The 21419-nt window shown below is 65.9% G+C and carries 18 protein-coding genes and 2 tRNA genes; 10 read left to right on the forward strand and 10 right to left on the reverse strand.

Annotation, left to right across the window (positions count from 1 at the left end; genetic code table 11):
* Nucleotides 1-83: 83 nt before the first annotated feature.
* The 10 genes from gluQRS (at nt 84) to ACT7B3_RS16645 (ending at nt 11727) form a co-directional block, all read left to right on the forward strand.
* A complete protein-coding gene (gene gluQRS / locus ACT7B3_RS16600) occupies nt 84-986 on the forward strand; it encodes a tRNA glutamyl-Q(34) synthetase GluQRS (protein WP_445158702.1) in 903 nt (300 codons plus the stop codon).
* 12 nt (nt 987-998) lie between these two features.
* Entirely contained in the window at nt 999-1175 is a 177-nt protein-coding gene (locus ACT7B3_RS16605) for a hypothetical protein (protein WP_167119311.1), read from the forward strand.
* A complete protein-coding gene (locus ACT7B3_RS16610) occupies nt 1165-4119 on the forward strand; it encodes an ATP-binding protein (RefSeq protein WP_445158703.1) in 2955 nt (984 codons plus the stop codon). The genes ACT7B3_RS16605 and ACT7B3_RS16610 overlap by 11 nt, the downstream gene beginning before the upstream one ends.
* Nucleotides 4097-5491 carry a sigma-54-dependent transcriptional regulator gene (locus ACT7B3_RS16615; RefSeq protein ID WP_444679035.1) on the forward strand — a complete coding sequence of 465 codons (1395 nt, stop codon included), beginning with the start codon at nt 4097-4099 and terminating at the stop codon, nt 5489-5491. The genes ACT7B3_RS16610 and ACT7B3_RS16615 overlap by 23 nt, the downstream gene beginning before the upstream one ends.
* Before the next feature lie 841 nt (nt 5492-6332).
* On the forward strand, nt 6333-7733 hold the full coding sequence (gene pcnB / locus ACT7B3_RS16620) for a polynucleotide adenylyltransferase PcnB (RefSeq protein ID WP_445158704.1): 1401 nt from the start codon (nt 6333-6335) through the stop codon (nt 7731-7733).
* A complete protein-coding gene (gene folK, locus ACT7B3_RS16625; protein ID WP_445158705.1) occupies nt 7730-8230 on the forward strand; it encodes a 2-amino-4-hydroxy-6-hydroxymethyldihydropteridine diphosphokinase in 501 nt (166 codons plus the stop codon). The genes pcnB and folK overlap by 4 nt, the downstream gene beginning before the upstream one ends.
* Before the next feature lie 113 nt (nt 8231-8343).
* Nucleotides 8344-9135, forward strand: a complete 792-nt coding sequence (panB, locus tag ACT7B3_RS16630) for a 3-methyl-2-oxobutanoate hydroxymethyltransferase (protein WP_444679032.1) — start codon at nt 8344-8346, stop codon at nt 9133-9135.
* A 26-nt stretch (nt 9136-9161) separates the two neighbouring features.
* A complete protein-coding gene (panC, locus tag ACT7B3_RS16635) occupies nt 9162-10010 on the forward strand; it encodes a pantoate--beta-alanine ligase (RefSeq protein WP_445158706.1) in 849 nt (282 codons plus the stop codon).
* Between the two features lie 37 nt (nt 10011-10047).
* Complete coding sequence (panD, locus tag ACT7B3_RS16640) at nt 10048-10428, forward strand: aspartate 1-decarboxylase (RefSeq protein WP_445158707.1); 381 nt, start codon at nt 10048-10050, stop codon at nt 10426-10428.
* 123 nt (nt 10429-10551) lie between these two features.
* Complete coding sequence (locus ACT7B3_RS16645; RefSeq protein ID WP_444679030.1) at nt 10552-11727, forward strand: acetyl-CoA C-acetyltransferase; 1176 nt, start codon at nt 10552-10554, stop codon at nt 11725-11727.
* 86 nt (nt 11728-11813) lie between these two features.
* Here the strand turns inward: ACT7B3_RS16645 and pnp are convergent, their stop codons facing one another.
* The 10 genes from pnp to secG form a co-directional block, all read right to left on the reverse strand.
* A complete protein-coding gene (pnp, locus tag ACT7B3_RS16650) occupies nt 11814-13946 on the reverse strand; it encodes a polyribonucleotide nucleotidyltransferase (protein ID WP_445158894.1) in 2133 nt (710 codons plus the stop codon).
* A gap of 305 nt (nt 13947-14251) precedes the next feature.
* Nucleotides 14252-14521 carry a 30S ribosomal protein S15 gene (gene rpsO / locus ACT7B3_RS16655; protein ID WP_444679029.1) on the reverse strand — a complete coding sequence of 90 codons (270 nt, stop codon included), beginning with the start codon at nt 14519-14521 and terminating at the stop codon, nt 14252-14254.
* Nucleotides 14522-14633: 112 nt separating this feature from the next.
* A complete protein-coding gene (truB, locus tag ACT7B3_RS16660; RefSeq protein ID WP_445158708.1) occupies nt 14634-15551 on the reverse strand; it encodes a tRNA pseudouridine(55) synthase TruB in 918 nt (305 codons plus the stop codon).
* Complete coding sequence (gene rbfA, locus ACT7B3_RS16665; protein ID WP_444679027.1) at nt 15551-15964, reverse strand: 30S ribosome-binding factor RbfA; 414 nt, start codon at nt 15962-15964, stop codon at nt 15551-15553. The genes truB and rbfA overlap by 1 nt, the downstream gene beginning before the upstream one ends.
* 18 nt (nt 15965-15982) lie before the next feature.
* Nucleotides 15983-18505 carry a translation initiation factor IF-2 gene (gene infB, locus ACT7B3_RS16670; protein ID WP_444679026.1) on the reverse strand — a complete coding sequence of 841 codons (2523 nt, stop codon included), beginning with the start codon at nt 18503-18505 and terminating at the stop codon, nt 15983-15985.
* A 26-nt stretch (nt 18506-18531) separates the two neighbouring features.
* Nucleotides 18532-20025, reverse strand: a complete 1494-nt coding sequence (gene nusA, locus ACT7B3_RS16675) for a transcription termination factor NusA (protein ID WP_444679025.1) — start codon at nt 20023-20025, stop codon at nt 18532-18534.
* A 47-nt stretch (nt 20026-20072) separates the two neighbouring features.
* Nucleotides 20073-20534: a ribosome maturation factor RimP gene (rimP, locus tag ACT7B3_RS16680; RefSeq protein WP_444679024.1), complete on the reverse strand. Its 462-nt coding sequence runs from the start codon at nt 20532-20534 to the stop codon at nt 20073-20075.
* A 207-nt stretch (nt 20535-20741) separates the two neighbouring features.
* Nucleotides 20742-20818 (reverse strand) — tRNA-Met (locus ACT7B3_RS16685).
* 128 nt (nt 20819-20946) lie between these two features.
* A tRNA-Leu gene (locus tag ACT7B3_RS16690) sits at nt 20947-21033 on the reverse strand.
* 24 nt (nt 21034-21057) lie between these two features.
* Nucleotides 21058-21417, reverse strand: coding sequence for a preprotein translocase subunit SecG (secG, locus tag ACT7B3_RS16695; protein WP_444679023.1), 360 nt, complete (start codon nt 21415-21417; stop codon nt 21058-21060).
* Nucleotides 21418-21419: the final 2 nt, after the last annotated feature.

Consider the following 21419-nt stretch of genomic DNA (forward strand, 5'->3'; position numbering starts at 1 on the left):
GGCGTGATGTGGCTCACTCCTCCAGGCGACGGGCACCTCAGGGTGCCCGTTTGCGTGTCGGTGCCCCACGGCACGAGGATCCCATGAGCTACCGCGGCCGCTTCGCCCCTACCCCGTCGGGCGCCCTGCACTTCGGCTCGCTGGTGGCCGCCCTGGCCAGCTTTCTCGATGCCCGCCACGTCGGCGGCGAGTGGCTGCTGCGCATCGAAGATATCGACCCACCGCGCTGTCCGCCCGGGGCGGCCGACACCATCCTTCGCCAGCTTGAGGCCTTCGGCCTGCAATGGGACGGCCCGGTTTACTGGCAGCACGACCGCGGCAACGCCTATGCCGACGCCCTTGCCCGCCTGGAGAGCCTGGGGCTGGCCTACCCCTGCAGCTGCTCACGCAAGCAGTGGCGTGACCACGCCGTCTATCCCGGCTGGTGTCGCGACGGCGTGCGCGAGCCCGGCAGGCCAGTCGCCTGGCGGCTGCGCAGCGACCTCGGTCTGCGCCCGGTCCGCTGGTCCGACCGCCTGTTCGGCATGCAGTGCCTCGACCCCGCCGCGCTCGGCGACGTGGTACTCAAGCGCAAGGACGGCCTCTGGGCCTACCAGCTCGCGGTGGTGGTGGACGACGCCGAACAGGGCATCAGCGACATCGTGCGCGGCGCCGACCTGCTCGACAACACGCCCTGGCAGCGCCAGCTACAGCACGCGCTGGGCCTGCCGACGCCGCGCTACCTGCACCTGCCGCTGGTCCTCGGCCCCGATGGGCAGAAGCTTTCCAAGCAGAACCTGGCGCCGCCGCTGCCGCTCGATGAGCCGGCGGTGCGTGCACTGCTGCATCGTGCTCTACTCACCCTTGGCCAGGCGCCGCCCCCATCGCTCGCCACGGCACCGGTGGCCGAGCAGCTGCGCTGGGCCATCGCCCACTGGCGGGTGGCCGGTATTCCCCACCGGCATGACGTCGCCCCCCTCCGGGAACCCCCTCCCGGCAAGCAATGAGAGGAGCCGGCCGTGTACGTCTACCGCATCATGCTGTTCCTGGTCTTCGGCGGCTATTTGCTCTCGCCGCTGCTGATGAGCGGCTGGTCGAGCCCCGGCGTGGCCTGGTACCGGCCCTTCGTGATCTGGGGCGTGCTGATCGCTCTCACGCTGTGGCTGGAGCAGAAGAGGAAGCTCGATGAACGCTAGCCTGGCCAGCGTATTCGCGCTCGGCGCCAGCTACCTGCTGCTGATGTTCCTCTGCGCCCTGGCGGTGGAGCGCGGCTGGCTGAGCCGACGGGTCACCCGCCATCCCGTGGTCTACACCCTGGCGCTCGGCGTCTATGCCAGCGCCTGGGCGATCTACGGTAGCCTGGAGCTCGCCTCCACCTCGGGCTACGGCTATCTCGCCTACTACCTGGGCGTGGCGGGGGCGTTTCTGCTGGCGCCGGTCCTGCTGGTGCCGATACAGCGCATGACCCGCACCCACCAGCTCGCCTCGCTGGCCGACCTGTTCGCCTTCCGTTTCCGTTCGCGCTGGGTGGGCACGCTGATCACAATGATCAGCCTGCTAGCCGTCATGCCACTGCTGGCGCTGCAGGTCCAGACCCTGGGCGACGCCATCTACCTGATGACCGGCGCCGCCTCACCCGCTCTGCTGGCACTGGCCTTTGCTGCGCTGATCGCGCTGTTCGCCACCATCTTCGGTACCCGCAACCACGCCCCGGCGCGCCACGACACCCTGCTGGCCGTGATCGCCCTCACCTCGGTGGTCAAGCTGGCGGCCATGCTCGCGCTGGGAGCGGTGGCGCTGTTCGTGGTGTTCGACGGCCCGGCCGACCTGCAGCTGTGGCTCGACGGCCCCGGCCAGGCCCACCAGGCCGGCATGATCCAGCCCGACCCGGCACACTGGCGCACCTTGCTGCTGCTGTTCTTCGCCGCCGCGCTGCTGATGCCGCATATCTTCCACATCACCTTTGCCGAGACGCTGTCGCGCCACACTCTGCTGCAGGCGAGCTGGTCGCTGCCGCTGTTTCTGCTGCTCATGGCCCTGCCGGTGCCGCTGATCCTGTGGGCCGGCCAGCGCCTGGGCAGCGATGCCGCCATGGGCTCTGCCTACCTGGCCTTCGGCCTGTCCGAAACCTTCGCCGTCCAGGCACTGGCGCTGATCGCCGGGCTGGCCGCCTCGAGCGGCACCATGGTGATGATCGCCCTGGCCCTGTCAGGCATGATCCTCAACCACGTGCTGCTGATCGCCCACCCACCCGAGGCCCAGCCCAACCTCTACCGCTGGCTGCGCTGGCTGCGCCGCATCCTGATCGTCACGGTGATCCTCGGCGGCTGGCTTTTCTACCGCACCGTGGGCGTTCACCACGACCTGACCACGCTGGGTCTGGCCGCCTTCGTTGGCATGGCCCAGTGCCTGCCCGGGCTGTTGGCCCTGCTCTATTGGCCCGGCGCCAACCGCAAGGGCATGGTCTCGGGGCTGGTGGTGGGCGTGCTGATCTGGCTGGCCGGGCTGTGGCTGCCGCTGCTCACGGGCCTGCCGGCCTGGATATTGATTCCCCCCGGCATGGAGCTGCTGGCCGGCGAGCCGGACTGGTACGTGGTGACGCTGGTCGCGCTGGCCTGCAACACCCTGACCCTGATCGTGGTCTCGCTGGCCACCCATACCTCCGAGGGCGAGCGGGCCGCCGCCGAAGCCTGCTCCGTTGATGCCGTGATTCGTCCCAAGCGCCTGCCGCTGGTGGCGACCACCTGCGAGGAGTTCAAGCAGCCGCTGGCCCGCGCGCTGGGCGACCAGGTCGCCGAGCGCGAGGTGGAGCGCGCGCTGACCGATCTCGGCCTGTCGCCGCTGGACGGACGGCCCTATGCCCTGCGGCGGCTGCGCGACCGCATCCAGGCCAACCTCTCCGGCCTGATGGGCCCTTCGGTGGCCCAGGACATTGTCGACCGCTACTTGCCTTACCGCCACAGCGGCCAGGTGCCCACCGATGATATCCATTTTGTCGAAAGCCGCCTGGAAGCCTATCGCTCCAGGCTCACGGGCCTGGCCCGCGAGCTCGACGGCCTGCGCCGCTACCATCGGCGCATCCTCACGCGGCTGCCGGTCGGGCTATGCGCCTTCGGCGTCGACGACGAGGTGCTGATGTGGAACGACGCCCTGGCGGAACTTTCCGGCATCGAAGGCGCCAGCGTGGTGGGGGCTCGGCGCGACGGCTTGCCCGCCCCCTGGGGCGAGCTGCTCGGGCGGCTGCTCACCGAGCCGTCGGACCACCTCTACAAGCAGGCCGTGGAACTCAAGCGCGGCACCCGCTACCTCACCTTGCACCGCGCCGAGCTCGAGGCCGACGAGGACATCCGCGGCGGCACCGTGATCCTGATCGAGGACCACAGCGAAATGAAATGGCTGGAAGACGAGCTGGTGCATGCCGCCCGCCTCGCCTCCATCGGCCAGCTTGCCGCCGGTGTGGCCCATGAAATCGGCAACCCCGTCACCGGGATCTCGTCGCTGGCCCAGAACCTGCGCTACGACACCGACGACCCCACGCTGCTGGCCACCGCCCAGCAGATCCAGCAGCTCACCGACCGCATCTCGCGCATCGTCGGCTCCCTGGTGGGCTTTGCTCACGGCGGGCGGCACATCGGCGGCACCCAGCTTGCCGCCGTGGCGATCTCGACCATCGTCGACGAGGCGCTGCACTTGATCCGCCTGGTGCGCTCGGGCGAGGATGTCCGCTACCGCAACCTCTGTGCAGCCGAGCTGCAGGTCATCGGCGACGCCCAGCGGCTGCAGCAGGTGATGGTCAACCTGCTGAGCAACGCACGCGACGCCAGCGAGGCCGGCGGAGAGATCATCGTCGACGCCGAGCCGGACGGCACTATGCTCAAGGTAACGGTCACCGACGAGGGACACGGCCTCGACGCCAGGGTCCGCGAGCATCTCTTCGAACCCTTCACGACGACCAAACCCCCGGGCGAAGGCACCGGGCTCGGGTTGCCCCTCGTCTACAGCATCGTGGCGGAACACCACGGCAGGATCGAGATCGAGTCGCCGCCGCAAGGACGTGAACGCGGCACCCGCATCTGCCTGTGGCTGCCAACTGAACCAGAGCAGGGTGAAAAGAGTGATGAGTCGGATCTTGATCGTTGAGGACGAAGCCATTATCCGCACTGCGCTGCGCCGATTGCTGGAGCGTCATGACTACCAAGTCAGCGAAGCCGGGTCGGTCAACGAGGCGTTGGTTCTCGAGCCGCGCGGCTTCGACCTGGTAATCAGCGACTTGCGCCTGCCCGGCGAGCCCGGCACCGACCTGATCGGCCACGCCTCGCCGGCACCCGTGCTGATCATGACCAGCTATGCCAGCATGCGCTCGGCGGTGGATGCCCTGAAGCTCGGGGCGGTGGATTACGTGGCCAAGCCCTTCGACCACGACGAGCTGCTCGAGACCGTCTCCCGGGTGCTCCACCAGCACCGCCAGCACGCGCCCTCGCCGCCGGACATCACCGACGCCGGCGGCTCGCGCCAGCAGATGATCGGCGACTGTCCGGCCATGCAGGTGGTCTATACCCGCATCCGCAAGACCGCGCCAGCCGACGTCACGGTGCTGATCCAAGGCGAGTCCGGCACCGGCAAGGAGCTGGTGGCGCGCGCCATCCATCAGCAGAGCAAGCGGGCCGGCGCACCGCTGATCTGCGTGAACTGTGCGGCGATCCCCGAGACCCTGATCGAATCGGAGCTGTTCGGCCACGAGAAGGGCGCCTTCACCGGCGCCAGCGCCGCGCGCACCGGCCTGGTGGAAGCGGCCGATGGCGGCACCCTGTTCCTCGACGAGATCGGCGAACTGCCGCTGGATGCCCAGGCGCGGCTGCTGCGCGTGCTGCAGGAGGGCGAGATTCGCCGCATCGGCTCAGTGGAGACGCGTCATGTGGACGTGCGCCTGATCGCCGCCACCCACCGCGACCTGCGCGCACTGTCCAAATCAGGCGAGTTCCGCCTCGACCTCTACTATCGCCTCAACGTGATGCAGATCGACCTGCCGCCGCTGCGCGACCGCGAGGACGATATTCTGCTGATCGCCGATGTTCTGCTGGAGAAGGCCTGCCAGCGCCATCAGCGCGAGGGACTGCGGCTCTCGCGCGCTGCACGCCGGGAAATCCGCGACTATCCCTGGCCCGGCAACGTGCGCGAACTGGAGAACGCCCTCGAGCGTGGCGTCATCCTTGCTGAAGGCAACCTGATCCACCCCGACGACCTCGGCCTCCGGCCGGGTATCCCCATGAAGCCGCGCCCCGCCCCCGAACCGGTATCACGGCCCGAGGAGCGGCTCGAGAGCGACGGCGGCGAAGACGAGGACCTGTCGCTCGAAGATTATTTCCAGCACTTCGTGCTCGAGCATCAGGACCAGATGAGCGAGACCGAACTCGCCCAGAAGCTGGGAATCAGCCGCAAGTGTCTGTGGGAACGGCGCCAGCGCCTGGGCATTCCGCGCAAGAAGCAGGCTCGCCGCAGCAGCCTGGGCTAAGTGCACCTCGCCGCCTACGACTAAGGTTACAGACTGCTTCGCCCTCCTTATTTCGGCGCCTCCGGGCTCGCAAACCGGGCAAATTGCACCAGGTGTTACCATCCCACCCAGAAACCGCCCGCAAATGGCGCAGCACGGGTAACACCCCGCCGACCCGCAAACGAAGCCTTCTCTCACACAAGATTCAACTTGCTGATAATTCAGAACAAAACGCAACGCTGGCATGTGCCGTGCAATATATATGGCAAGAAAAACAACATCCGGCTGCCACCCACGTCAACAACAAGAACAAGGCGCAGGCGAGGCAGAGCCCGCACGAACAATAACAACACGGGCTGTGAGTTAGACGCGGTCAGGGGCAACAAGAACAATTCGCCCCCGGAAAGGACCGCCCTTCGACTCGAACCAACAACGACAAGAGACGAGCGAAGCACCGGATCCATCAGGACGCGACGCGCCAACCCCGGCCTCCAACAAGAACAATGGCCGCAAGAGCGCACCTTCGGCAACAACGACAAACCGAAGGCAGGCATACCTCACCGATGCCGTCGTGTTGGATTATTGTTTTGAATACGAGGCGGTCGCGAACCAGGAACGTCAACAAACACAACAACACCGTTTGCCTGTGTACTCTTGGTGACTGTGGTGCGTATTCAAGGCGATGCGCCATCACGAAGAAGAAACAGCCGCATGGACGCAGCACCTCAAATGCCTGTAGAGGAGGACCGAAAGGCCTCCTCTTTTGCTGTCTGCCCGCTCCTGGCGGCGCACGCCGCTTTGCAAGGTGTCGGCGCTCGGCTACACTGTTCAACTTTCGCACACTGCGAGTCGATATCGCCGCATGTTCAAAGGATTTACCCGCTTTCTACAGGGCCCGGGCGAACGCCTCCGGTCACTCTTCGGTCCCGAGGAGGCCTCCGGACCAGCCGCTGGCCCCCGCATCATACCCCGCAGCGAGCATCCCGTTTCCCGGCAGCACTTCAGTGAAGCTGCGCTGAAGGTACTCTATCGCTTGCATAATGCCGGCTACGAGGCCTATCTGGTCGGCGGCTGCATACGCGACTCGCTGCTCGGCAAGATGCCCAAGGACTTCGACGTGGCCACCGACGCCACGCCGGAACAGGTGCGCGAACTGTTTCGCAATTCGCGCATCATCGGCCGCCGCTTTCGCATCGTGCACGTACGCTTCGGCCGCGAGGTGATCGAGGTCACCACCTTCCGCGGCACTCACGGCGACGACCACGGCGACCATATCGCCCAGCAATCGGAGCACGGCCTGCTGCTGCGCGATAACGTCTGGGGCAACATCCAGGAAGACGCCATTCGCCGCGACTTCACCGTCAATGCGATCTACTACAGCATTGCGGACTTCTCCATCCACGACTTCGCCGATGGCATGCGTGACATCGCCTCCCGCACCCTGCGGCTGATCGGTGACCCGGCCCTGCGCTATCGCGAGGATCCGGTGCGCATGCTGCGAGCCGTGCGCTTCGCGGCCAAGCTCGACTTCCATATCGCTCCCGAGACCGAACGGCCTATTGCCGAACTGGCACCGCTGCTGCTGCAGATACCTCCGGCACGACTGTTCGATGAGCTGCTCAAGCTGTTCATGGCCGGGCATGGGGAGAACACCTTCCGACTGCTGCGCCAATACGGCCTGTTCGCCATGCTCTTTCCCGAAACCGATGAGGCCATGGCCGAGCTGGCGTGGATCGAGCCGCTCATCGAGCAGGCCCTGGCCAGCACCGACCAGCGCATCCACGAGGAGCGCCCGGTCACCCCAGCGTTTCTCATTGCCGCCCTGCTGTGGGGTCCGGTGCAGCGTCGCCAGACCGCGCTGGAGGCCAACGGCATGCCGCCCATCCCGGCACTTCAGCTGGCTTCCCAGCAGGTGCTGTCGCGGCAGCTGCAGCATATCTCGATACCCAAGCGCTTCAGCCTGCCGGTACGCGATATCTGGGACCTGCAGCAGCGCCTGCCCCAGCGTCGCGGCAAGCGTGCGCTGCAGACCCGAGAACATCCCCGCTTTCGTGCCGCCTACGACTTCCTGCTGCTGCGCGAAGCGGCCGGCGAGATCGCGCCGGGGCTCGGCGACTGGTGGACGGCCTATCAGGAAGGCGACGAACACGAGCAGCGTCGCCTGCTGGAAAAGGCGGGCACCGATGCCGGCCCCGCCGGGAACAGTGCTCGGCGCCGCCGCCCGCGCAAGCGCCGCCGTCGTAGTTCGCCAGGCCCATCATGATCGCCCCGGTTGAGGCGTTCATCGGGCTTGGCAGCAATCTCGACGACCCGATCCGCCAGGTACGCCGTGCCGCCGAGGCGCTCGGCAAGCTGCCCTTGACCGAGCGCCTCGGCGTGTCGCGGCTCTACGCCAGCCGCCCGGTCGGCCCCCAGGACCAGCCGGACTTCATCAACGCCGTCGCCCTCCTGCGCACGCGCCTTTCGCCGCTGGCCCTCCTCGATCAGCTGCAGGCGCTGGAACAGCGCCATCGTCGCGTTCGCCAGCGCCACTGGGGGCCCCGCACGCTGGACCTCGACCTGCTACTGTACGGAAAACAGCGCATCGACGTGGCGCGCCTGCGCGTGCCACATCCCGAGCTGTGCCGTCGCGCCTTCGTGCTGATTCCCCTGGCCGAGCTGGCCGCCGAGCTGACTCTGCCGGATGGCCAGGCCGTCGCTGCGCTTGCGCGGCATGTCGGTGCGGAAGGTGACGTTAAAGTGTTACCGGACAACTCATGACACGGCATTAGGTGTTACCGGTCGACACGACACTCCTGTTCTGGTAACAATCACGCGCAGCACGGCGTCATCGGCCCCAGGCCTGGCGCCCCGAAACACAGCGAGAGCACGCCATGAAAACCGTCACGCTAAGCACGCTGCAGGCCTTCAAGCGCGCAGGTGAAACCTTCAGCTGCCTGACCGCCTACGACGCCTCCTTTGCCCGCACCGCCACCGAGGCCGGTATCGAGGTGCTGCTGGTCGGCGACTCCCTCGGCATGGTGCTGCAGGGCCATGCCAGCACGCTGCCGGTGACCCTCGACGACATCTGCTACCACACCCGCTGCGTGGCACGCGCCAAGGGTAGCAGCCTGCTGATGGTGGACCTGCCGTTCATGAGCAACGCTACCACTGAACGCATGCTGCAGGACGCCGGCGAGCTGATGCGCGCCGGCGCCGAACTGGTCAAGGTGGAAGGCGAGGCCTGGATGGCCGAAGGCGTCAGGGAGCTGACCCGGCGCGGCGTGCCGGTGTGCGCCCACCTGGGCCTGACCCCACAGACCGTCTACCAGCTCGGCGGCTACAAGGTGCAGGGCCGCGATGCCGATCGCGCCGCCCAGATCCTCGCCGATGCCCGCACCCTGGTCGACGCAGGCGCCTCGGTAATCCTGCTCGAGTGCGTGCCGGCAAGCCTGGGGCGCGAGATCACCGAAGCGCTCGACGTGCCGGTGATTGGCATCGGCGCCGGCCCCAACACCGACGGCCAGATTCTGGTCATGCACGACGTGCTCGGCGTGACCCACGGGCGCACACCGCGCTTCGTCAAGAACTTCATGGCGGAGGCGGGCGACATCGCCGGCGCCTTCCGCCAGTACCACGAAGACGTCAAGGCCCGGCGCTTCCCCGCCGAAGCGCACTGCTTCTGACGCCGGATGCTGCGAGGAACAGCGAGATGCGTACCCTGCGTGACATAGCCGCCCTGCGCGATGCGCTTGGCGAATTCCGCCACCGCGGCCAGCGCATCGGGCTGGTGCCGACCATGGGCAACCTGCACGAAGGCCACCTGGCGCTGGTGGAGACCGCCCGGCAGCACGCCGACGTGGTGGTGGCCACCATCTTCGTCAACCCGCTGCAGTTCGGCGCCGGCGAGGATCTCGACGCCTATCCGCGCACGCTCGCCGAGGACCAGGCGAAACTGGAGGCAAGCGGCTGCGACCTGCTGTTCGCGCCCAGCGTCGCCACCCTCTATCCGCACGGCCTGGAGCAGCTCACCCAGGTTCGCGTGCCCGTCGTCAGCGAAGGCCTGTGCGGCGGCTCGCGGCCAGGCCATTTCGACGGCGTGGCCACGGTGGTAAGCATTCTTTTCCACCTAGTGCAGCCCGACGTGGCCTGCTTCGGCGAGAAGGATTACCAGCAGCTGGCGGTCATTCGCAAGCTGGTGGCCGACCTGCACATTCCCGTCGAGGTCGTCGGCGTGCCGATCGTGCGCGCCAATGACGGCCTGGCGCTGTCATCGCGCAACGGCTATCTCTCCCCCGCCGAGCGCGCCACCGCACCGGAGCTGCACCGCGCGCTGAGCCAGCTGCGCGACGCCTTGCAGGCCGGCCAGCCGGCACCAGCCGCTCTGCACACGGCCCGCACCCACTTGGAAAGCGCCGGGTTCGGGCTCGACTATCTGGAGCTTCGGGCCGCCGACCTGGGCCCGCTTGCCGCCGACACCCGCGACGCCGTGCTGCTGGTCGCCGCCCGCCTGGGCACGACCCGCCTGATCGACAACCTGACCCTGACCCTGCCGCGCTAACGCGCCAGGCCAGCCACCCCGGAGAAACCAGCGCCTCATGTTCACCATCATGCTCAAGGCCAAGCTGCACATGGCCCGTGTCACCCATGCGGTTCTCAACTACGAGGGCTCCTGCGCCATCGACGGCGAACTGCTGGACATGGCCGGCATTCGCGAGAACGAGCAGATTCAGATCTACAACGTGGAAAACGGCCAGCGCTTCACCACCTATGCGATTCGCGGCGAAGAGGGCTCACGGCTCATCTCGATCAACGGCGCCGCCGCCCACCTGGCCGGCCCCGGCGATCGCGTGATCATCTGCAGCTACGCCCACTACAGCGAGGCCGAGTTGGATAACCATCAGCCAAGCCTCGTCTATCTGCAGGAAGGCAACGTCGTCAGCCACACCAGCAACGCCATTCCCGTCCAGTTCGCCTGACCGCCCACTGAGCGGCTGCGACGCCTGGCGCAGCCGCTTCCCCTAAAAGGGCATTGCCGCAGCGCACAAACGTCGCCTATGCTGGATCGGTTAACGTCAGTGAACGATTCAGGAGAATTCCCCATGAAAGAAGTGGTGATCGTTGCGGCTCGCCGTACTGCCATTGGCGCCTTTGGTGGATCGCTTGCCGGCATTCCCGCCAGCGACCTCGGCGCACTGGTGATCAAGGACATCCTGGCTTCCACCGGCGTGCCCGCCGATCAGGTCGACGAAGTGCTGCTCGGCCAGGTGCTGACCGCCGGTGTGGGCCAGAACCCGGCACGCCAGGCCGCCATCAAGGCCGGCCTGCCTCATTCCGTTCCCGCCATGACCATCAACAAGGTCTGCGGCTCCGGCCTCAAGGCGCTACACCTGGCGACCCAGGCGATCCGCTGTGGCGACGCCGAGCTGATCCTTGCCGGCGGGCAGGAAAACATGTCGGCTTCGCCCCACGTGCTACCCAACTCGCGCAACGGTCAGCGCATGGGTGACTGGAAGGCGGTCGATACCATGGTGCATGACGGCCTGTGGGACGCCTTCAACAACTATCACATGGGCATCACCGCCGAGAACTTGGCCGAGAAATACGGCATCACTCGCGAGGCCATGGACGAGTTCGCCGCCGCCTCCCAGCAGAAGGCAGCCGCCGCCATCAAGGAAGGCCGCTTCAAGAGCCAGATCGTCCCGGTGGAAATTCCCCAGCGTAAGGGTGACCCGCTGGTCTTCGATACCGACGAGAACCCTCGCGAAGTCTCCGCCGACAAGCTGGCCGGCATGAAGCCCGCCTTCAAGAAGGATGGCACCATCACCGCCGGCAACGCCTCCTCGATCAATGATGGCGCCGCCGTGGTGATGCTGTGCTCGGCCGACAAGGCCCGTGAACTTGGCCTCGAGCCGCTGGCGCGCATCGCCGCCTACTCCAACGCTGGCGTCGACCCGGCGATCATGGGCATCGGCCCGGCCCCGGCCACCCGCCGCTGCCTGGAGAAGGCCGGCTGGAGCCTGGACGACCTCGATCTGGTCGAAGCCAACGAGGCCTTCGCCGCCCAGGCGCTGTCGGTCAACAAGGAGCTCGGCTGGGATACCTCCAAGGTCAACGTCAACGGCGGCGCCATTGCCCTTGGCCACCCCATCGGTGCCTCCGGCTGCCGCGTGCTGATCACCCTTCTGCACGAGATGATCGCCCGCGACGCCAAGAAGGGCCTGGCCACGCTGTGTATCGGCGGCGGCCAAGGCGTTGCCCTGGCAATCGAGAGGTAACGCCGCGGCGCCAGTGTGACAGCACTAAAAAACCGCCCCCATGGCCTGGCCATGGGGGCGGTTCGCGTTACGGCGTCGAGTGCGGCTTACAGCGCGACTTCGGCCTCGGCGGCTTCGAACGCAGCCTTCTCTTCCGCGGTGATCTCCTTGATGGTGAGCTTCACGCGGTTGCGGTTGTCGATGTCGAGCACCTTGACCACCACCTCGTCACCCTCGTTGAGGAAGTCACGCACGTCGTTGACCCGCTCAGGCACGATCTGCGAGATGTGCACCAGGCCGTCGGTGCCCGGCATGATGTTGACAAAGGCGCCGAAGTCGGCGATCCGCACCACCTTGCCCTTGTAGAGCTTGCCGATCTCAGCTTCGGCGGTGATCGATAGAACGATATCGATGGCCTTCTTGGCCGCCGCCTTGTCCTCGGCGTAGATACGCACGGTGCCGTCGTCGTCGAGATCAATGGAAGCGCCGGTGTCCTCGCAGATCTTGCGGATGGTGGCGCCACCCTTGCCGATGACGTCGCGGATCTTCTCCGGATCGATCTTGATGGTGGCCATGGAGGGTGCGTTCTCGGAGACCTCGGCGCGACTCTGGCCGATCACCGCGTTCATCTGCTCGAGGATGTGCAGGCGGGCCTCGTAGGCCTGCTGCAGGGCGATCTCCATGATCTCCTCGTTGATGCCCTCGATCTTGATGTCCATCTGCAGCGCAGTGACACCGGCGGCGCTGCCGGCCACCTTGAAGTCCATATCTCCCAGGTGGTCCTCGTCGCCAAGGATGTCGGTGAGCACGGCGAAGCCGCTGTCATCCTTCACCAGACCCATGGCAATGCCCGCCACCGGCGCCTTCATCGGCACGCCGGCGTCCATCAGCGCCAGCGACGCGCCGCACACCGAGGCCATGGAGCTGGAGCCGTTGGACTCGGTGATCTCAGAGACCACGCGAATGGTGTAGGGGAAGTCGGCGTCGTCGGGCAGCATCGCCTGCACGCCGCGGCGCGCCAGGCGGCCGTGGCCGATCTCGCGGCGCTTGGGGCCACCCATGAAGCCGGCTTCACCCACGCTGTAGGGGGGGAAGTTGTAATGCAGCAGGAAGCGATCCTTGCGCTCGCCTTCCAGCGACTCGATCAGCTGAGCATCGCGCAGGGTGCCCAGGGTGGCGATGACGATCGCCTGGGTCTCGCCACGGGTGAAGATCGCCGAGCCGTGGGTCTTGGGCAGGCTGCCCACCTCGATGGCCAGCGGCCGCACGGTCTTGTGGTCGCGGCCGTCGATGCGCGGCTCGCCCTTGACCACGCGTGAGCGCACCACGCGCTTCTCGAGACCGGCGAAGGCGCTCTTGACCTCCTCGGCGTCGAACTGGCCCTCCTCTTCGCCGGCGAGCTGTTCCACCGCCTGCTGCTTGAGGGCCGCCAGAGCGTCCTGACGCGCCATCTTGTCGATGATGCGATAGGCTTCGCCGACCTTGGCCTCGAAGGCGCTGGCCACGGCCTGCTTGAGCGCGGTGTTCTCTGCCGGCGGCTGCCAGTCCCACTTGGGCTTGCCGGCCTCGGCGACCAGCTCGTTGATCGCGCGAATGGCCTTCTGCATCTCCTCGTGGCCGAACAGCACCGCGCCGAGCATCTCGTCCTCGAGCAGCTCATCGGCCTCGGACTCGACCATCAGCACGGCCTTCTCGGTACCGGCGACCACCATGTCCAGCTCGGAGCTGGTGAGCTCTTCCACGGTGGGATTGAGGAAGTAGCCCTTCTCCTCGCTGAAGCCGACGCGGGCAGCACCGATCGGGCCGTTGAACGGCACGCCGGAGATGGCCAGCGCCGCGGAGGTGCCAAGCAGCGCCGCGATATCGGGGTCATGGTTGCGGTCGGTGGAGAGCACGGTACAGACGACCTGCACCTCGTTCATGAAACCCTTGGGGAACAGCGGGCGGATCGGACGGTCGATCAGCCGCGAGGTGAGGGTTTCCTTCTCCGTGGGGCGCCCTTCACGCTTGAAGAAGCCGCCGGGAATCTTGCCTACCGCGTAGGTCTTTTCCTGATAGTGGACGGAGAGCGGGAAGAAGTCCTGCCCCGGCTTGGCGTCCTTGCGGGCGACGACGGTGCACAGCACCACGGTCTCGTCCATGGTAACCATGACGGCACCAGTGGCCTGACGAGCGATGCGCCCGGTTTCCAGGGTGACGGTGCTGCGACCGTATTGAAATGTTTTCTTGACCGGATTCACGGCGACTTCCTTCAACTTGTCTCTACTCATGTATGGGTCGTTTTGACTCGGCGATCATTTTAGGGGTTGACGCGCAGGAGAGCCACCGATACCGCGGTTTTCTCCAAAGGCGCCGGCATGGAGCGAGCGCGGTGGAGCATCGGCGCAGACGCACTGAATCGTCTGCCGGGCGCTGTGGGGCGTTGCCGGCACACGGCCTCCCTGCCACCACCTGGCGCGCCGAGCTATGAGTCGCCAAGAACCGTGCAGATAGCAAAACGGGCAGCCCATGGGCTGCCCGTTGCGTTTCCAGCTTCGCGCGTCGATCAGCGGCGCAGGCCGAGACGCTGGATCAGTGCCTGATAGCGTTCGAAGTCCTTGCGCTTCAGGTAGTCGAGCAGCTTGCGGCGCTGGTTGACCATGCGGATCAGGCCACGGCGAGAGTGGTGATCCTGCTTGTTGCTCTTGAAGTGGTCCTGCAGGCCATCAATGTTGGCGCTCAGCAGGGCCACCTGCACTTCGGGGGAACCGGTGTCGTTGTCGCCACGGCCGAATTCCTTGACGATCTCGGCCTTCTTTTCAGCGGTCAGTGCCATCTGTCTCTCCAGTAAGCAATATGCCTGAATGGTGAATGAGTGAGACCACGCATATTTGCAGTCTCGACGTTGCTCCCTAGGAAACCTAACGACGCTTGAGTCGTACGCTTCCTCAAACCGCTGCGCTACTCAGCAGCCGTTTCGGTGCCACTTCCTGTGGCCCGATCACCACGCCAAGGCCCAGGAAGGCCTCGGCGCAGTAGAGTCTTGTCATCTCGCCGACCTCGACGCCCGGGCTTTCGACCTCGGCCGACTGGCCGTGCACGAGGCGCTGCATGGCGACCTCGCTCACATCGAGTCTCGGCAGATGCACCACCAGCACGTCGACCGACAGTAGCGTCGCTTCACGCTCCTCCTGTCCGGCCAAGGCTTCGAGCGCCTCCAGGGGCAGCATGCCCTCGCTGCCGAAGGGGCCGGTGGCCAGCCGCCGCAGGGCGGTAATATGCGCCCCGCAGCCCAGCGTACGACCGATATCCTCGGCGAGGGTACGAATGTATGTGCCCTTGCTGACACGCACCTCGAGGTCAAAGGCATCACCCTCGAAGGCGAGCAGCCGCGCATCATACACCGTCACACGTCGCGCTGCACGCTCCACCGTACGGCCCTCACGGGCCAGTTCGTAGAGCTTGCGCCCTTGGTGCTTGAGCGCCGAGTACATCGGCGGCACCTGCTCGATCTCGCCGCGAAAGCGCTCGAGCACCGCCTCGACATCCGCCGCGGTCAGCGGCGGCACCGCGCAGCGCTCCACCACCTCGCCCTCGGCGTCACCGGTATCGGTCACCGCACCGAGCTGGACCCGGGTGCGGTAGACCTTATCGGCCTCGAGCAGGTGCGCCGAGAACTTGGTCGCCTCGCCCAGGCACACCGGGAGCAACCCGGTCGCCATCGGGTCCAGCGTGCCGGTATGACCCGCCTTCTGCGCCTGCAGCAGACGCCGCACGCGCTGCAGGGCGTGATTGCTCGAAGCCCCCTTGGGCTTGTCAAGCAGCAGCACCCCGTCGACCGGCAGGCCGCGACGACGACGCGCCATCAGCCGCGCTCTCCTTCGTTGCTATCGTCCGTGCCCTGCTCATCGTCGTGACGCGCACGGTCGCTGGAGACGGCTTCGTCGATCAGCGAAGAGAGCCGCTGGCCGCGCACCACGCTCTCGTCGTAGTGGAAGCGCAGCTCCGGCACGTGGCGCAGCTTGATGCGCCGGGCGATCTGGCTACGCAGGAAGCCCGCCGCCTGCTTGAGGACCTTGAGGTTCTCCTTCACGCGCTCTGGGCTGTCCTCGCCCAGCAGGGTCACGTAGACGTCGGCATAGCCGAGGTCACGGCTGACCGTGACCCCGCTGACGGTGACCATGCCCAGGCGCGGGTCCTTGACCTCGCGCTGGATCAGCACGGCCAGCTCCTTCTGCAGCTGGTCGCCGACCCGGTCGGTACGCTTGAACTCTCGCATGCTCCACTCCCGCTGCGATTACAGCGTCCGTTCGACCTTGACCTGGTCGAAGACCTCGATCTTGTCGCCAACTTGGACGTCATTGTAGTTCTTGACGCCGATGCCGCACTCCATGCCGTTGCGCACTTCCTGGACGTCGTCCTTGAAGCGGCGCAGCGATTCGAGCTCGCCTTCGTAGATGACGACGTTGTCGCGCAGCACGCGGATCTTCTTGTTGCGGAAGACCGCCCCCTCGACCACCATGCAGCCGGCCACGGCGCCGATCTTGGGCGCGCGGAAGACGTCGCGAACCTCGGCCACGCCGACGATCTCTTCCTTCCACTCCGGTGCCAGCATGCCGCTCATGGCCTGCTTGACCTCGTCGATCAGCTGGTAGATGACGCTGTAGTAGCGCAGGTCCAGACCTTCACGCTCGATGATCTCGCGAGCAGCGGCATCGGCACGCACGTTGAAGCCGACTACGATGGCCTCGGAGGCCAGCGCCAGGTTGGCGTCGGTACCGGTGATGCCGCCGACGCCGGAGGAAACCACGGCCACCTGGACTTCATCGGTGGAGAGCTCCTCCAGGGCACCCTTGATCGCTTCCAGCGAGCCCTGCACGTCAGCCTTGAGCACGATGTTGACCTTGGCCACCTCGTCCTGGCCCATCTGGCTGAACATGTTCTCCAGCTTGGCCTTCTGCTGACGCGCCAGGCGCACCTCGCGGTACTTGCCCTGACGGAAGTTGGCGACCTCGCGGGCCTTCTTCTCGTCGGCCACGACCATGAAATCGTCGCCGGCGTCCGGGGTACCGTCGAGGCCCTGGATCTCCACCGGCATGGCGGGGCCGGCCGTGTCGACCTGCTGGCCAAGCTCGTTGGTCAGCGCACGCACGCGGCCGTAATGCAGGCCGGCCAGCACGATGTCGCCCTTCTTCAGGGTGCCGTTCTGCACCAGTACAGTGGCCACCGGGCCGCGACCCTTGTCGAGGCGCGACTCGACCACCACGCCCTTGCCCGGCGCCTCCGGCACCGCCTTGAGCTCGAGCACCTCGGAAACCAGCTGGATCGCTTCCAGCAGATCCTCGATGCCTTCGCCGCTCTTGGCCGAGACGTGAACGAACTGCGTGTCGCCGCCCCACTCCTCAGAGATGACGCCGTACTGGGACAGCTCGTTCTTGACCCGATCCGGGTCGGCCGCCGGCTTGTCGATCTTGTTCACCGCCACCACGATGGGCACCTCGGCCGCCTTGGCGTGCTCGATGGCCTCGATGGTCTGGGGCATGACGCCGTCGTCGGCTGCCACCACCAGGATGACCACGTCGGTCGCCTTGGCACCGCGGGCACGCATGGCGGTGAACGCCGCATGGCCGGGGGTGTCGAGGAAGGTCACGCCGCCGTGCTCGTCCTCGACGTGGTAGGCACCGATGTGCTGGGTGATGCCGCCAGCTTCACCGGTGGCCACTTTGGCCTTGCGGATGTAGTCGAGCAGCGAGGTCTTGCCGTGGTCGACGTGGCCCATCACGGTCACGACCGGCGAACGGGTGATCTCCTCGCCCTCGTAGGAGATGCCTTCGAGCATTTCGGTCTCGAGGGCGTCATCCTTGATCAGCTTGGGCTTGTGACCCATTTCCTCGACCACGATGGCCGCAGTGTCCTGATCGATGGTCTGGTTGATGGTCACCGCCGCGCCCATGGTGAACATGGCCTTGATGACCTCGTTCGCCTTGATCGACATCTTGTCGGCCAGCTCGGCGACGCTGATCGATTCAGGGATCGAGACTTCGCGCACGATCGGCTGCGTCGGCTTCTGGAAGCCGTGCTTGCCGCCGCCGCCCTGGCTGGAGCCACGGCGTCCACCGCGACGCTCGGCGCGCTTGACCTTCTTGCCACCACCACGGCGACGCTCCTCGCGGTCGCCACGATCATCGTCATCGCGCTCATGGCGCCCTTTCTTGGCCGACGCCTTCTTGGGCGGCGCGGTACGGCGATCGGTGCGACCTTCCTTCGGCGGCGCCGGCGGCTCGGGCTCGGCCGTCGTTTCTTCAGTTACTTCGACCAGCTCCGGCACAGCCACCACCGGCTCCGCTGCCACCTTCTCGACCTTGGCTGCCTCTTCACGGGCCGCTTCGTCGCGTGCGGCCTGCTCGGCACGCACCTTGGCCTGCTCGGCCTGCTCGGCCTCGCGCCTGGCCTGGGAGTCGGCCATATCGCCCACCAGTTGGCGCGGGCCGGACTCTTCCACTGGCTCGGCCTTGGGCGCTTCTTCCTCACGCTTGACGTAGGTGCGCTTCTTGCGCACCTGCACTTCGATGGTCTTGCCGCGCTCGCCGGTCTTGATCCGGCTCTTGGTCTTGCGCGTCAGGGTGATGCGGTTGCGCGCGCCGGCCCCGCCGCTGCCGTGGCTCTTGGTGAGATAGTCGAGCAGCTTGCGCTTGTCCTCCTCGGACACGGCGTCGGTCTCGGACTTGTGCTCCAGTCCGGCTTCTTTCATCTGTTCCAGCAGGCGAGGCACGTCGCGCCCTACCTTTGCTGCAAAATCCTTAACGGTCATCTCTGACATGTTGACCCTCCTCAGCCGTGACCCGTTTACTGTTCGCTATCGAACCAGGGCGCACGGGCAGTCATGATCAATGCCGCGGCGCGCTCCTCGTCCATGCCCTCGATGTCCATCAGGTCGTCGATGGACTGCTCGGCGAGGTCCTCCATGGTGACGATGCCTCGGCTCGCCAGGATGAAGGCCAGGTGACGCTCCATGCCCTCCATCTCGAGCAGGTCGTCGGCCGGCTGCGCGCCGTCCAGCTCCTCCTCGGAGGCAATGGCCATAGTCAACAGCTCATCCTTGGCGCGAGCCCGCAGCTCTTCCACCAGCTCCTCGTCGAGCTCCTCGATCTCGAGAATTTCCTCGAGGGGCACGTAGGCGATCTCTTCCAGCGTGGTGAAGCCTTCTTCCACCAGCAGCCGGGCGAGGTCGTCCTCGATCTCCAGATGCTGAATGAAGTGCTCGACCAGGCTGTCGATCTCTTTCTCTCGCTTGTCTTCGGCCTCGCTCTCGGTCATGACGTTGATGCGCCAGCCGGTCAGCTCCGAGGCCAGGCGCACGTTCTGGCCACTGCGGCCGATGGCCTGGGCCAGGTTGTCCTCAGCTACCGCCACGTCCATGGCATGCGCGTCTTCGTCGACCAGGATCGAGCCGACATCGGCCGGTGCCATGGCATTGATCACCAGCTGGGCCGGGTTGTCGTCCCACAGAATGATGTCGACCCGCTCGTTCTGCAGCTCGCTCGACACCGCCTGCACGCGCGAGCCGCGCATGCCGACGCAGGCACCCACCGGGTCGATGCGCCGGTCGTTGGTCTTGACCGCGATCTTGGCCCGCGAGCCGGGATCACGCGCCGCGCCCTTGATCTCGATGAGCTGCTCGGCGATTTCCGGCACTTCGATCTTGAACAGTTCGATGATCAGCTCGGGACAGGTACGCGACAGGATCAGCTGGGCGCCACGCGCCTCGGCGTCGACCTTGGTCAGCAGCGCTCGCACCCGATCGTTCATGCGGTAGCGCTCGCCGGGGATCATTTCGCTGCGCGGCAGGAACGCCTCGGCGTTTTCGCCCAGATCGATGATCAGGCCTTCCCTGGTGGTCTTCTTGACAATGCCGGCCACCAGCTCGCCCTGACGCTCGGCATACTGACGAACCACCTCGGCACGCTCGGCCTCACGCACCTTCTGCACGATGACCTGCTTGGCGGTCTGGGCGGCGATGCGGCCGAAGGCGGCATTTTCGATCCGCTCTTCCACCACGTCACCAAGCGCAAGGGGCGGGTCGCGCCGCTCGGCGTAGGAGAGCTTGATCTCGGCGTCGGGGCTCTCGAACTCGTCATCCTCCACCACTTCCCAGCGGCGATAGGTCTCGTAGTCTCCGGTCTGGCGATCGATGTGCACCCGCACGCTGACCTCGCGGCCCTCGAAGCGCTTGCGCGAGGCGCTGGCCAACGCCGCCTCGACAGCCTCGAAAATCACCTGCCGGGGAACGCCCTTTTCGTTTGAGATCGCATCCACGACCATCAATATTTCTTTACTCATGCCTTTGCCTCGCCAGAAAACCTGTCCTTATGCGCCGACCACGCCGGTCAATCTTCGAACCGGGGAACCACCCGCGCCTGGTCGATGCTCTCGATGGGAAAGCAATATTCTTCGCCGTCGAGCTGCAGCAGCACCTCGTCCTGCTCGATGCCAGCCAGCAGCCCCTGAAACTTGCGCCGACCGTCGAAAGGCACACGCAGCTTGAGCGACACCTGGTGCCCCGCGAAACGCGCGAACTGATCAAGGGTATACAGCGGGCGGTCCATGCCGGGGGATGACACCTCCAGGCGATACTCGCCCGGGATGGGATCCTCCACGTCCAGCACGGCACTGACCTGGCGACTCACATCGGCGCAGTGGTCCACGCTTATTCCATCGGCATGGTCAATGTAGATCACCAGGTTCGAGTGTTTTCCCTGGGGGCGATAGTCGATGCCCCAGAGCTCGAAGCCCATGGCGGTGACCACTGGTTCGATCAGCGCATAAAGCGCAGCGTCCTTGAGTGCCACAGAGAAAGCTCCTACAGCCGTTGCATCAGGCACCTGGCCGGGAGAAAGCAGGAAAGCAAGGTGGCTGATTGGCGTTGCCCGGATAGCGCTACCGGCGACGCCGGCAGTATGCTGCTAACAAAAAGCCCCTTCTCAGGAAGGGGCCTTTCACAAGAAACCTGTGTTACCACTTGGACCCGTCGCTTCAACGAAGCGCTTGGTCGAAGATGGTAGCGGGGACCGGATTTGAACCGATGACCTTCGGGTTATGAGCCCGACGAGCTACCAGACTGCTCCACCCCGCAACATTCCAAGTTGGCCATTGTAGGCCGTCCCTATCACCCGGGTCAACACCCAAGATGAGGAAACGCCTACCGTTTCTGCCAATCTTGCGTCTGATGATCTGCGACAGACATTGTCGCAACGTTTCAGATGGTGCCGAAGGCGGGACTTGAACCCGCACGACCGTAAGGTCACTACCCCCTCAAGATAGCGTGTCTACCAATTCCACCACTTCGGCTTGCACTGCATGCTGAAACGCGACTCAGTCGCTGCTTTCTTCCAGCACTGGCGCAGCATTATCCACACCGCGGGCGTCTTCGTCAAGCGTCGGGAGCCCATGCTGCTGCTCGATCAGGCGCGCATCGGGAATGCCCGCTTCCGGCGCCTGGCCGGCTTCGCTGGCGAAGTAGGCCAGGGTCAGCGAGGTGGCGAAGAAAGCCGCCGCCAGAATGGCCGTGGTGCGTGACAGAAAGCCACCGGTACCGCGCGAGCCGAATACGGTCTGGGAGGCGCCACCGCCGAAGGCGGCCCCCGCCTCGGCGCCCTTGCCCTGCTGCAGCAGGACGAGAACCACCAGCGCGATGGCGATCGCCACGTGGATCATGAGAATGGCAACTTGCATGA

This window comes from Halomonas sp. E14 (genome assembly GCF_052568415.1).